Source organism: Salinispora cortesiana, from assembly GCF_000484695.1.
Classification (GTDB): domain Bacteria; phylum Actinomycetota; class Actinomycetes; order Mycobacteriales; family Micromonosporaceae; genus Micromonospora; species Micromonospora cortesiana.
This window is the reverse complement of the sequence record NZ_AXVR01000007.1, coordinates 58841-71800: the sequence shown is the minus strand read 5'-3', so window position 1 is coordinate 71800 and position 12960 is coordinate 58841. Positions and strand designations below refer to the sequence as shown.

Genomic DNA, 12960 nt, shown 5'->3' with positions numbered 1-12960 from the left:
GAGCGTCAGTGCCGGTGGTAGTTGTCGGGCTGGTTCGGGTCGCCCGGGTGCTCCAGCCCCGGCACCAGCTGCAGCCGGTGCGCGCGAGCGTGGTCAAGCCACCGGACAAAGGTGACCCGACGCGCGGAGTCGTTGATCCGATCAGTCGGATCAAGAGCCGGATCGACCAACTCCCGGCGCCCCCGAAGCACCACCGTCCACGAGTCGACGGTGACCGTCTCCCCCGGCGTGGCCGAGCGCAATGCCTCCGCCAACGCCGCCGGCAACGAGTCCGGGGTCGCTTCGAAGTCGCCGTCCGCGGAGGACAGCTGCCACACGACGCCAGCCGAGGACGCAGCGGTCGCCGCACGATAGGCAGCGACCTGCTCCGCTGGCGCGGTGACCTCCGCGGTCAGCTCCGCGTACAGGGCTCGGACCGCGGCGCAGCCCTCGAACGCCGCCGCGGTGATGGATCCGAACTCGACGGCGGCCAGCTGATCCAACCGAACCAGTGGCGCATCCGTCACGTCGAGACCACGGGCCTCGGCCTCCGCGATGCAGAGCTGTTCGGTCAGGATCACCTGCGCCACCCAGCGGGTCAGCTGCCGGTCCTCCGCACTCCCGGGCACCGGCAGTGCGGAGGACCGCAGCCCGCCGCGCAGGGCGGCAAGCCGGCGGTCAAGTTCCGTACGGTCCAGTGGCCGTCCGTCGAGCCAGCCCAGCACCGACTCGTCGAGCTGCGCGGTGGTCATGGCTCCAGCACCAGTTCAACCGTCGGGGCGTACTGGCAACGGCCGAACCACATCACCTTCACCAGCGCCCAGAAGCGGCCCGGATCGGCGTCCCGCGGGGGAACGACGTCGAACGTGATCGTGTCGGACTCGCCCGCGGCCAACGCGACGCCGCGGATCGGCTCGGCGATGGCGTCCCAGGTGCCCCAGGGCGAGACGAGCTGGAGCTCAGCCCGGATCTCTCCCCGAGTGCGGTTGTGCAGAGCCACGCCGACAGTCGCCCGCCCACCGGGGGCAACGGTGACCGAGGTGGTGGTGACGTCCACCGTGAGCCCGGTGTCGCGTCCCGTCTCGGCCTTCGTGCCCTGCGCCGCGTCCCAGTCCTCCGGAATGTCCCCGGGCACCGGCAGCAACGCGGGAAGCTCGCCGACCGCGACCGTGGTGACATCCTCGATGGTCTGCCCAAGGTGCTCGGTCCGCGCCGTGATGAAGTACAGCCCGGACTCCACCCCCTCCGGCGGCGTCACGGTGACGTCGAAGCGAAGCTGACCGTCGGGGTCAAGCCGGTACGGGCGGCTGCCCAACGAGGCCGTCCACCCCTGCGGGGCGAGGATACTGACGGTCCCCTCGACGGCCGCGTCCCGCAGGTGCGAGGCGAGCACCACGGAGACCTCGACCGGCTCGCCGACGGTCCGCAGCAGCCCCGGGGAGACACCCACGGAAACCGGCAGGTAGCCCATCGGCGCCGGGCCCCGGTTGTGCAGCCAGTACCGGGAGTGCACCGGCTGGGCGATCTCGACCTCGGGCCCGAGCGGTTCCTCGCTGCGCGGGGCCGCTGCCGGTACGCCGACGACGGTGGTGACCTGCGAACCCGCCAACTCGATCAAGTCGGCGAGCGCCGCACCACGACGCTCCAGCAGGTCGGCCTGGTGCTTGTCGGACAGGGCCAGCGCACCGGTCAGGGTCGCGGAGCGGCCGAGCCCGGTGGACTCGAGCAGCCGCAGACTGACCGCGTCCGCCGGGTCCGAGGACGCGGCGGCGCCGTGCGCGATCGGGTTACCGGTCGGCTTGAGCGTCCCGATCAGCACCTCCCGGGCGGGCTCGACCCCCAGGTACGAGTGCGTCGCCGGCTTCGTCCCCGAGTGGTTCTCGGCGACTCGGCCGTACAGCGGGTGGTTGTACTCCTGGCCCTGCGCGGGCAGCGTGAGCGCCCGCCAGTCACCGTCACCACTGGTCAACGCGTAGTTGAACTCGTGGGTCCAGTGCTGCAGCTGGAACGACGCACCGTCGGGCAGGGTCCGCTTCGGCGGGTCGATCCACACCCCGGACGGCCAGCCGGTGCACGAGCGCATCAGCGACAGGTGCAGCGCGCCGGTCGGGTCGATGGCGAAACCGGGCAGCCCGTAGGTGAGCATCGCGACGGTGTGGTCAACCAGCAGCTCCGAGGCCGGCACCGAGCCCGGGCAGCACGCCTGGATCTGGGCGTCGGCGACATCCTCGGTGAGCGCGGCGACGTCGGTGACCACGAGCGCCGGCAGCGCCCGCAGGTCCCGTAGGTCGGCGTTGGGCTGCCACACCTCGTGCAGCGGCTTCTCCGCGGGAATCCAGACCCGGCCGTGCTGCTCCAGCGCCTCGACATACTCCGGGCCCGCCCGCTCCAACAGCTCCCGGGCGGCGTCGTTGGTCTGCGACCCCCCGATGACGATGCGGAAGTCGGGCAGGTTCGAGTCGACATCGAGCCAGCCGTACCGCGCCCAGTCGGCGCTGGCGGTGGTCACGGTGACACCGACCGCAGCCAGTGCGACGACCAGGTCGCGGGCGTCGGCCGCCTCGTCGAGCGTGGGCGTGACCACCTCGGCGACACCGAGGGCCCGGTCACCCAGCGGGGAACCGGCGGCGTCGGAGAGCGAGACCCGCGCCGTGGAGCCGAGCCCGAACCAGGTGTTGGCCGGGTTGTCCAGCGTCCAGGGTGCCTCCGCGGCATCCACGTCCGGCAGCGCGAACCCACGGCCGACCACGGCGGCGGCGACCTCGGAGACCGGCAGGGCGCCGGGCAGGTCGACCGGGAACCGCACCCGGACCAGCCGGTCAGCGCCGGCGAAGTCGACGATGCGGGTACGGCAGTCCACGCGGCGCACACCGTGCCACAGCGTGATCGTCTGCTCGTAGCCGATCTCGTCCACGACGCCGGAGACCACCAGGCGGGAACCGATCGGGCTGGTCTCGACGCGGACCGTCGCCCCCGCCGCCGCGCTCCCCACGACCGGGCCCTTCGGGATCAGGTGCCACGGGCCCTCGCCGAAGTCGGGGTGGGCCGGGTACTCCTCGTAGATCCGCAGCTCGTTACCGAGGTGGTCGGCGCGGATCAGCTCCCGCTTCGAGATCTTGTCGTAGACGCTGTCAAGTCCACCACCGCGCTCGGCGTCGGCGGTGACCCGGTAGTAGGCGTTCTCGATCGCGGCACCGTCGGCGGGCGTCCAGGCCGGCTCGGCGCTGGAGACGCCCGGCAGCAGCCGCCAGGTCCGCCACCCCAGGGCGGGGACGTCGGCGGCGTGGAACCGCAGCGTTCCGCGGTCGACGACGGCCGGCACCTCGGCACCGGTGTCGTCGATCACCCGGCCACCGTCGTGGCCCTCGGGAAGCCGTACCGACACCAGGTCGGAGCGGACGAAGGAGAGCGTGTTCGCGACGACGATCGGGGTCCCGTCACCGGTGGTGTCGACCGTCCCGACGAGCACGTCCAACGACCGGTCCCGGACGGCGGCCGCCAGGTCGTACGCCTCCCGCCAGCCGGAGAGCAGGTCGATGTAGACCTGGTCGGACTCCGATCCGGTGATGGCGTCGTGGTGGGCGCCGTAGGCGAGCTGCCGCCAGACCTTGTCGAGCGCGGCGTCGGGGTAGCGGCCGAGCCCTTCCAGCGCGGCCAGCGTCGCCAGCTTCTCCGCGTCCACGGCGGCGACCTCGCCGGCCCGCTGCGCCTGCTTGGTGTCGATATAGGAGACGTCCTTGCCCGTGTAGATCGGGTTCATGTCCCGCGTCTGTGGGCTGGGGCGGCGTCCGGTCGCGGCCAGCTCGGCGCGGACGGCGGCGAGGAAGTCCCGCGGGTTACCGCAGACGAAGCGGGGCCAGACGTACTTCTCGGCCCACGAACGGTGGATCTCGGTGACCCACTTGTTCGGCGGGGTGTAGTCGGTGCCCACCGGCAGCAGCAGGTTCTTCGTCGCACCGACCGGCTTGAGGCGCTGGTACAGCTCGTAGACGGCCTTCTCGGCGCTGGCCAGATCCGGCGAGGAGTCCATCCACCAGCCGGCCGAATAGTGGTGCGGCATGAAGTGGGTGAGGACACCGAGCCCCGACGGTGAGATCCACTCGAACTCGCTCGGGAACTGCATCACCGTCGCGTCGTTCTTGGCCTCGCGGAAGTTCTTCTGGATCGGCCCCCACTGGTGGAACGGGCCGCGGGCCCAGGCGGAACCGGTCAGGCCGGCGTCGGCGAGGTAGCCCGGGAACTGCGGGTCGTGCCCGAACACATCCAGCTGCCAGGCCGTCTGCGGGTCACCACCGAGGATGTCCCGCTGGTAGCCGACGCCGTAAATGATGTTACGGATGGTGGTCTCGGCGCCGGTGAGGTTGGTGTTGGGCTCGTTGTAGGTGCCACCGATCAGCTCGACCTGACCGCGCTCGATCAGCAGACGCAGGTCTGCCCGACGCTCGGGATGCAGATCGAAGTACGGCTTCAGGTAGTCGATCTCGGCGAGGACGAAGGTGTACACCGGGTCGCGCAGGGCGAGGTCCATGTGCGCGTCCACCAGCGCGAAGCCGTTGCGCTCCCAGAGCGGACGGGTGGTGGCGTCGCCGGAGAGCAGCTCCCACGGCGAGGTGTACGCGGCCTGGGTGTTCCACCACACCGGGTCGTAGTGGAAGTGTGAGACGAGGAACATCGTCCAGCCCGGCTCGGCGACCACGACCGTTGCTTCCGCGGTCGCGTCGCCGGCCGTGACGGTTACCGGCAGCTTCGTGCCGGGGGTTCGGTCGTCGATGTCCAGGGGGACCTCGACGACGCCCGTGCCGGTCGCGTTACCGGAGACACCGGGCCCGGTGACGGTGACCGGGCCGGAGGGTCCGTCAAGTGTCACACGGAGCACCTGACGCGGATTGTCTTCGGTACCGACGAACAGGTCGGTGGACTCGACGGCGGTAATCATGACCGACACGGGGTCATCCTTTCTCTTGGTACGCCCACCAGCGCAAACATGTCGCGCCGGTGGCAGTTGGGGAGGCTATTCGCCGCTGGCCACAGACTCGTGGGCGCAGGCGACGAGGTCGTCGTTCTGGGTCAGGGGGGTGACAACCAGCCGCACGTACCGGGTGTTGACGCTCACTGGATGTGTCGTCATCTCGGCGCGGTGCCGGACCAGGTGACGGTGGTGGTCGCCGCAGTGGAGCGGCCGTACTCGGTCGAGACCGCCTCGACCTCGATGGTCACGCTGGTCTCGGCGCCGACCCGGTCGAGCTGCGGCACGAAGTACGCGTCATTCGGCGTGGCACCCAGGAGGGTGCGGCTGCCATCCGGGTTGCGACGGTACACCTCGTAGTGGTGCACCGTCCCCTCGGCCGAGGGGGTCCAGGCCAGCCGCAGCGTCTGCTGGCTCGCCGAGACGTCGGTGCTGCCCAGGACGGTCAGATCGGTCGGCGGGGCGACCGGGTCCACCTTGCCGTCGTAGACGGCGAGCTGGCCGACCTTGATGTCGTAGGACGGGACCGCCTCGGCGGCCGACGCCTGCAAACCGATCTGGGCGATCGTCTTGCCGGCGTACTCGGAGAGGTCCAGGACACGACGCTCCCAGCCGATGCCGGAGGTTGAGCCCAGGTCGAGGGGGATGAAGGTGTCCGGGGCGTCGGTGAACGCCACCGCCGCGCTCAGGTGGGTCGCACCGGCCTGCGGGGTCTTGACGACCGCCGACAGCTTGGTGTCCGTGCCGACCTTCAGCTGGGTCTGGTAGAGGCGCACGGTGTTCGTGGCGTCCAGCGTGCCGTTGAGGCGCAGCGTCGAGCCGCCCTCGTAGGCGTCGGTGAAGTCCAGCGACGGCGTCAGCTTCGTGCCAGTCGAGGAGACGACCCACTGGTACGTCGGCGGCACGTCCTGCAGCGACAGGTTGTTCCAGCCACCGGTGTGCACCCGCTCACCCAGGGCGTGGTAAGCATCACCGTTTCCGGTGTTGAAGCTGGTCACGAAGGGCTTCTGGGTCACCGGAGTGGACTCGGCGACGTAGTTGGCGAGCCCCTTCCAGGGCGAGGAGGTCGCGGTGTTCGAGGGGTCGCCGTTCGCACCGACCCAGTAGCGAGAATCACGCTCCCGGAAGTCAGCGGGCCCACTCGACGACTTCCAGGTCCACTCCGGGCGGTAGATACCCAGGGAGGTGACGTGCGACTCGTCGGCCGGGAACAGGGCGTCCCAGTCGACGTTGGTGTCGTAGCCGTTGGCCTCGGTGTCGATCCCGGCGTGCAGGTCGTACTCGCTGCGCCGCAGCGACTGCGCATGGTCCCGCGACTCCGCGAGCAGCTCGCTGTTAGACCACCAGAAGTTGAGGAACATCGAGTCGGCGACCGGCTTCCGGCCACTACCCAGGAACGCGTCGTTGGCGTCGGTGAGCGCGTTCTGCCAGGAGATGGGGCCGGATTCGGTCATCGCGTCGTACCACATGAACTCCAGGCCCTGCTTACGGCCGTAGGTCATGGCGTTGCGCATCTCGGTGGCGAGGGCGGCGTCGCCACCCGTCGTCTCCTGGTTGATGAACCAGCCCTCGAAGCCGTAGTAATCGGCCACCTCGGCGAGCTTGTCCACGACCGGATAGGTCGAGCCCGACTTGGCGACGAAGTCATGCACCCAGTCGATCTTCCCGCCGTAGGCGACCGGCGGGAAGAAGACGGTGCCGTACACCTTGACGCCGTTGCGGTGCGCGGCGTCGATCACCGTGGGGTTCGGCGCGAGGATCAGGCCCTCGACGGACGATCCGCCCCAGAAGACCAGGGTGTCGATGTACTGCCAGTGACCGAACGCGTAGTAGTCCTCGTCGAGCGAGCCCTGGGACGGGTTGTCCGACGTCGGGGCGAACGACACCAGCGACGCCACCTCGCCCTCGCCGGCCCGCGCGTTCGGGTTGGCCTTCAGCGCGGGGTCGGAGACCCGCTTCTGGAGCGGAACAGTCGCTCGGTTGAAGCGGGCGTCGGGGTCGGTCGCCGGGTCCCAGTCGAGGATCTCGTTCGGGAACCAGTACGAGGCGTACGGCTGACTGCCGTCCTGCTCGTTGGTGTTGGCTGCCGCGGTGGGGGCCGCGTTGAGGGTGCTGCCAGCCACGACTGTGGCACCAACCAGCAGGGACAGAAGCAGGCGTCGCATCCAGGATCACCTCCAGTGGGGGTAGGGGGTGGGGGGGTGGTGGGGCGAGGGGGGATTACCCCTTGATCGCCCCCTCCTCGACGCCGCGGAAGAAGAACCGTTGCAGCGTCGCGAAGACAATGACGATCGGAATAAACGCGATCATCGTGCCGGCCGCGATAACCCGCGGGTTCGCGGTGAAGGCACCGCTGAGGTACTGCAGGCCGACGGTGAGGGTGTAGTTCTGCGGGTCGGTCAACACGATCAGTGGCCACAGGAAGTCATCCCAGGCGCCGATGAACGCGAAGATCGTGATGACACTGAGCATGCCCCGAACGTTGGGGAGTCCGACGTGGATCAGCCGTTGCCAGGCTGACGCACCGTCGATCACCGCCGCCTCGTCCATCTCGTCGGGGATCGCCATGAACGCCGCGCGCATCAACAACACGTTCAGCATGGCGACGGTGGTGGGCAGCGCCACACCGATCAATGTGTCGGCCAGACCGAGGCTGCGAACCGTCACGTACTGCGAGATGATCGTCACCTCGCCGGGCAGTACCAGGGTGCCGAGCACCAGCGCGAGGAACAGCGTCCGACCCCGGAAGTGCAGCTTGGCGAGGGCGAACCCGGCCAGGGTGGCGCCCACGGCGTTACCGATGACCGTCATCGCCGCCACGATCAGCGAGTTCTTGGCGTACGACAGGACGGGGATCGTCTCGGCCACCCGCAGGTAGTTGTCGAACGTCGGATCGGAGGGAATGAACTGCGGCGTCGAGGTGTAGATGTTCTCGCCGGCGCCCTTCAGGGAGGTGGACAGCTGCCACACGAACGGCCCGACGGTCACCACCAGCGCCAGCAGCAGCAACGCGTACCGGAGCAGCTTCTCGCGCCGCCGCATCGTGCCGAAGCCCGAGCCCCGACGCCGTCGCTTCGGCGCGGGGGCCGGCGTCTTCGCCGGAGCGCCGGCGGGAGGGGTGGTGAGCTGCGTCATGGCTAGGCCGCCTTCCGGTTCAGGCGCAGGAGGAGAAGCATGGGGCCGACAGTGATCACGAACAACAACAGGCTGAGCGCCGAGGCGTAGCCGAGGTGTCCGGTGAAGCCCCGGCTGTACATCTGGATGAGCATGACCAGGGACATGGTCCGGCCGCCGGGCCCGCCGGTGCCGTTGGTGAGGACGAACAACTCGGTGAAGACCCGCAGCGCGGAGACGGTGACCAGGACGCTGACCAGCAACATCGTGGTGCGCACCCCGGGCACGGTGACCGACCAGAACCGACGGATCGGACCGGCGCCGTCAACCGCAGCCGCCTCGTGCAGCTGACGCGAGACGTTCCCCAAGGCCGACAGGTAGATGATCATGTAGTAACCCAGCCCCTTCCACACGGTGAGGCTGATCGCGCTGAACAGCAGCAGCCAGCGCCCGCTGAGGAAGGGCAGCGGTTCGGTGAGGAAGCCGAGCTGTTGGGCCAGCCCGTTGACCAGGCCGCGGTCCTCCAGCAACCAGGTCCAGATCAGCGCCACGACCACCGCGGAGGCGATCACCGGGGTGTAGAAGGCCGTGCGAAAGAACGTGATGCCCGGCAGCTTCTTCTCCAACAGCACCGCGAGCAGCAGCGGCAGGAAGAGCAACAGGGGTAAACAGACCAACATATAGACGATGCTGTTCACCAGCGCGTAGACGAGTTGCTCGTCGTTGAGCATGCGCTCGAAGTTGGCCACTCCAGTGAAGCTTCCACCGCCGAGTGGCTTGGCGTTGGTGAACGCGAGGACCACGGTGTTGATCGCTGGCCAGAGGTTGAACACCAGCAGCCAGACGAGGGCAGGCCCGAGCAACAGCCAGGGGGTGAACCAACGCTGAGTTTTCATTACGTCCCGCTTTGCTTTTCCGGTGGGTGGCGTGGCGATGCGGTAAGTCGCGCAACGACAGGTGACGGCGGGGGCGGCGCCGTGGCAGGGGGCGGCGCCGGTGCTCGGCCGGCCGGGTTCCGGTCCGGCCGAGCACCGCTGGTCAACGTCTGACCGGCCCGGCCGGACCGATCAGTTGTTGAGCAGTTCGTTGCACTTCTCGACTGCCTTGTCCAGCGCCTGCTGCGAGGTGATCTCCCCGCTGATCGCGAGGGAGAACTGCTGATTGATGAAGTCGGTCATCGCCTGGTCGACGATGACCGGCTTCAACAGCTCCGCCTCAGCCAGCGAGGTGAAGGCGATCTTCTTCGCGTCCCCGGCGTTGGTGCCGTCGCTCTCGCTGAACTGCGGATCCTCAGCGGAGGCAACTGTACTCGGGAAGATGCCGGGCACGACCTCAGCGAAGGCCGCCTGGTTCTCCGCGTTGGTCACCCAACGGGCGAGGGCGATGGCCGCGGGCAGGTTGTCGCTGCCCTTGGCCACCGACAGCCCCTGGGTGTACAGCGGCGGGGTGCCGATCGCCGGTGACGCGATGATCTTCTCGGCCAGCGACGGGTTGTCGACCCTGATGGTGTTGATCGAGTTACCGCCACCGGTGGTCCAGGCGACCTGCTGCTTCTTGAACAGCTCCATGTTGCCGAGGTAGGCGTCGGTCAGCACGTTACGGGGCAGGAGCCCTTCGGCGAACGCGTCCCGGTAGGTGTCGAGGACCGCCGCGGCCTCGGGGGTGTTGAAGACGAACTCCTTGCCGTCCGGGGAGAGGATGTCGACTCCGGCCTGGGTCAGGTCCTCGACGCTGGGCATCCGGCTCAGCAGGTGGACCTTGCCGTCGGACTCCTCCTTGACGATCCGGGCCTGGGCGACCAGCTCCTCAGTCGTGGTCGGGAGCTTGGTTTCGTCCAACCCGTACTGGAACAGCAGCTCCGTGTTCCAGAAGTTCACGTCGGTGTTGAGGTACCACGGGTAGCCGTAGACCCCGGTCTGACCGGCGTACTCGTAGGAGGCGACGGCGCCCGCGACGTACTCCGCACGGAGTTTGTCGTCGGCCTGGTCGACGTCGAGCAGCAACCCCTGCTCGGCGAGCGGCAGGGCGAAGTCTGGTGGGAGGTTCGTCACGTCCGGCAGCTCATTGCTGGCCGCCTGGCTGAGCACCTTCTCCGAGTAACCGTCACCGGGCTGGTCCAGCCACTTAACGGTCGTTCCCGGGTACTTCTCCTCAAAGCCGTCGATAACACCCTGCATGTAGTCGGTGAACTTGGGCTTCAGGGCCCACGTCTGCAGGGTGACAGTGCCTTTGACCTCGCCGGTGATGTCGACCTGGTCGTCACTGGAGTCCGTGCCGGACAGCCCGCATCCTGCCAGCGCCGTCAACACGGCCGACGACAGGGCAAGCCCGGCCAAGCGTGTTCGCATCTCTCTCTCCGCCCCTAACTTTTAGTCAGCCGGCTACCCCCGTCGGATCGGGCGTGTCCGGTGCTCACAGGCGATCCGCCGGCAATGATAAACCGGTCTAGTGAACGGACTATCCCCCCGGTTAGAATCACGTGTCAAGAGCGGCCTACCGACCGTCGCTTCTCGGTAGCCGCGTGGAGGGAGAGCGTCGCCAGATGCAGCGACCGACAATCGCCGACATCGCCCGGCGGGCCGGGGTCTCCAAGGGCGCCGTCTCGTTCGCGCTCAACGGCCGGCCCGGCGTCAGCGCGGCCACCCGGGCGCGCATCCTCCGCGTGGCCGAGGAGATCAACTGGCGCCCGCACAGTGCGGCGCGGGCCCTCGGCGGAGCCCGAGCCGACGCCGTTGGGCTGGTGATCGCGCGCCCCGCGCGCACCCTCGGGGTGGAGCCTTTCTTTGCGCGCCTCCTCTCCGGCCTACAGGCGGAGTTCTCCAGTCAGTCGATCGCGCTGCACCTGATGATCGTCGAGGACACCCAAGCGGAGATCGAAATCTACCGCAGCTGGGTCTCCGAGCGCCGGGTGGACGGCCTGGTGTTGATCGACCTGAAGGTTCGTGACCCACGCATCGCCGTGGTGGAGCAGCTCAAGATCCCGGCCGTCGTGGTTGGCGGGCCGGGCCGGCACGGACGCGTCTCCTCGGTCTGGGCCGACGACCGGGCGGCGATGCTCTCGGCGGTGGAGTACCTCGCTGTACTCGGCCACACCCGGATCGCCCACGTGTCGGGGCTACCCGAGTTTCAGCACACCCAGCGCCGCTCCCGAGCACTGCGGGACGCCGCCGCCCGGCTGACGCTCCCCCGCGCCCGGTCACTGCACACCGATTTTAGCGACGCCCAGGGCGCGGCAGCCACTCGCAAGCTACTCGCCGGGGCCGGCCGCCCAACGGCGATCATCTACGACAGTGACCTGATGGCCGTCGCCGGGCTGGGCGTCGCGCTGGAGATGGGAGTCACCGTCCCACACGAGTTATCGATCATCTCCTTCGACGACTCGGTGTTGGCCCAGCTCACCCACCCCTCCCTCACCGCGCTGTCCCGCGACACCTACCGCTTCGGCGTGCAGGCGGCCCAGGCCATGATGGCGGTCCTGGCCGACCCCACCAAGACCAAGAACCACAAGACCGAGACGCCACGGCTGATCGCGCGGGAGAGCACCTCACCGACCCGCAACTAGTACTCGGGTGTCGATACTCGCGTGTCGAGCGATACTCAGGGTGTCGAATAAATCGGTTTAGCATCCCATCTGTGCCTGGCTATCCACATGGAGGACCCTTTGATCACTAATGCCCCTACTCAGCCCAACCGAAGGCTCCGCCTCGGCGCCAACTACGTACCGTCCGACGGCTGGTTCTACAGCTGGCTCGACTTCTCGGCTGACGCGGCCCGCCGCGATTTCGAGGACCTGGCGAGCATCGGCCTGGACCACGTACGCGTCTTCCCGATCTGGCCATGGATCCAACCCAACCGCGCACTCCTGCGCCAACAACCGATCGACGACCTGCTCTCGTTGATCGACGTAGCGGCGGAGTTCGACCTCGGGGTCTCGGTCGACCTGCTCCAGGGGCATCTGTCCAGCTTCGACTTCATGCCCTCCTGGGTGCTCACCTGGCACCAGAGCAGCATCTTCACCGACCGGACGGTACGCGACGGCATCAACGAGTACGTCCGACGGCTCAGCACCGAGGTCGCGACGCGCCCCAACGTCTTCGCCATCACCCTCGGCAACGAGGTCAACAATCTCTGGCCCGCCAACCCCACCACCCCCGACGCCTCCCACCAGTGGGCGGCGGAGCTACTCGACGTGGTCCGTGCCGCAGCGCCCGACGCGCTCCGCCTGCACTCCGTCTTCGACGACGCGTGGTACGCCCCCGATCACCCCTTCCACCCCGCCGAGGCGGTCGAGCTGGGCGACCTGACCACGGTGCACTCCTGGGTGTTCAACGGCACCTCGCGCATTGATGGACCGCTCGGGCCGGCCACCACCTCACACGCCGACTACCTGCTGGAGCTCGCCGCCTCGAGCGCCCCGGACCCGACCCGCCCGGTGTGGCTGCAGGAGGTCGGGGTACCCCGGCCGGACGTACCGGCGGAGCAGGCCGGCGAATTCGTCGCGCGCACCTTGTCGACCGTCGCCAGCAACCCAGCGCTGTGGGGCGTCACCTGGTGGTCCTCACACGACATCGATCGTCGCCTCGCCGACTTCCCGGACCGGGAATACGATCTGGGCCTGTTCACCGTTGACCACCGACCGAAGCCGGCCGCGCTCGCCCTGGCCGAATTCGCCCGCGACACCGCGGCCCACGCGGCAGCCCTGGCTCGACCAGCGCTGGTGGCCCCGATCAACCCGCTCCAGGAGCCCGCACGGCGGGCGGAGGTCGCGCCGGGGAGCGCGTTCCACCGGGAGTGGGTGAAGGCCCGGCAGACCGAACCCACCGCGATCGTCGCCCCGGACCGGGCGACCGACGAGGGCTACCTCGCCGCCCGCGGCCTCGGCCCGGTCCGCTGACCCGGTA

At 68.8% G+C, this 12960-nt stretch carries 8 protein-coding genes; 2 read left to right on the top strand and 6 right to left on the bottom strand.

Going from position 1 to position 12960, the window contains the following annotated elements:
* Positions 1–5: 5 nt before the first annotated feature.
* The 6 genes from K228_RS0105640 to K228_RS0105610 form a co-directional block, all read right to left on the bottom strand.
* Positions 6–731 (bottom strand): DUF7158 domain-containing protein, encoded by a 726-nt coding sequence (locus K228_RS0105640; protein ID WP_025617533.1) that lies wholly within the window; start codon positions 729–731, stop codon positions 6–8.
* Positions 728–4924, bottom strand: a complete 4197-nt coding sequence (locus K228_RS0105635) for a glycoside hydrolase family 38 N-terminal domain-containing protein (protein WP_025617532.1) — start codon at positions 4922–4924, stop codon at positions 728–730. Before K228_RS0105635 ends, K228_RS0105640 begins: the two co-directional genes overlap by 4 nt.
* 179 nt (positions 4925–5103) lie before the next feature.
* The gene (locus tag K228_RS0105625) at positions 5104–7110 is read right to left on the bottom strand and encodes an endo-beta-N-acetylglucosaminidase (protein WP_050580947.1); all 2007 of its coding nucleotides are present in this window, start codon (positions 7108–7110) and stop codon (positions 5104–5106) included.
* Positions 7111–7165: 55 nt separating this feature from the next.
* Positions 7166–8080, bottom strand: a complete 915-nt coding sequence (locus tag K228_RS0105620) for a carbohydrate ABC transporter permease (protein ID WP_025617531.1) — start codon at positions 8078–8080, stop codon at positions 7166–7168.
* Positions 8081–8082: 2 nt separating this feature from the next.
* Positions 8083–8955: a carbohydrate ABC transporter permease gene (locus tag K228_RS0105615; protein ID WP_018253807.1), complete on the bottom strand. Its 873-nt coding sequence runs from the start codon at positions 8953–8955 to the stop codon at positions 8083–8085.
* 171 nt (positions 8956–9126) lie between these two features.
* Positions 9127–10407, bottom strand: coding sequence for an ABC transporter substrate-binding protein (locus K228_RS0105610; protein ID WP_025617530.1), 1281 nt, complete (start codon positions 10405–10407; stop codon positions 9127–9129).
* Between the two features lie 194 nt (positions 10408–10601).
* On the opposite strand from K228_RS0105610, the gene K228_RS0105605 reads away from it, so the two are divergent.
* Positions 10602–11621 carry a LacI family DNA-binding transcriptional regulator gene (locus K228_RS0105605; protein ID WP_025617529.1) on the top strand — a complete coding sequence of 340 codons (1020 nt, stop codon included), beginning with the start codon at positions 10602–10604 and terminating at the stop codon, positions 11619–11621.
* Positions 11622–11708: 87 nt separating this feature from the next.
* Complete coding sequence (locus K228_RS0105600) at positions 11709–12953, top strand: glycoside hydrolase 5 family protein (RefSeq protein WP_155251558.1); 1245 nt, start codon at positions 11709–11711, stop codon at positions 12951–12953.
* Positions 12954–12960 lie beyond the last annotated feature (7 nt).

Excerpts from the sequence above, each read along its gene's own strand:
- K228_RS0105640 (WP_025617533.1), bottom strand. The coding sequence starts at position 731 with ATGACCACCGCGCAGCTCGACGAGTCGGTGCTGGGCTGGCTCGACGGA.
- K228_RS0105625 (WP_050580947.1), bottom strand. The coding sequence starts at position 7,110 with ATGCGACGCCTGCTTCTGTCCCTGCTGGTTGGTGCCACAGTCGTGGCT.
- K228_RS0105620 (WP_025617531.1), bottom strand. The coding sequence starts at position 8,080 with ATGACGCAGCTCACCACCCCTCCCGCCGGCGCTCCGGCGAAGACGCCG.
- K228_RS0105615 (WP_018253807.1), bottom strand. The coding sequence starts at position 8,955 with ATGAAAACTCAGCGTTGGTTCACCCCCTGGCTGTTGCTCGGGCCTGCC.
- K228_RS0105610 (WP_025617530.1), bottom strand. The coding sequence starts at position 10,407 with ATGCGAACACGCTTGGCCGGGCTTGCCCTGTCGTCGGCCGTGTTGACG.
- K228_RS0105605 (WP_025617529.1), top strand. The coding sequence starts at position 10,602 with ATGCAGCGACCGACAATCGCCGACATCGCCCGGCGGGCCGGGGTCTCC.
- K228_RS0105600 (WP_155251558.1), top strand. The coding sequence starts at position 11,709 with ATGGAGGACCCTTTGATCACTAATGCCCCTACTCAGCCCAACCGAAGG.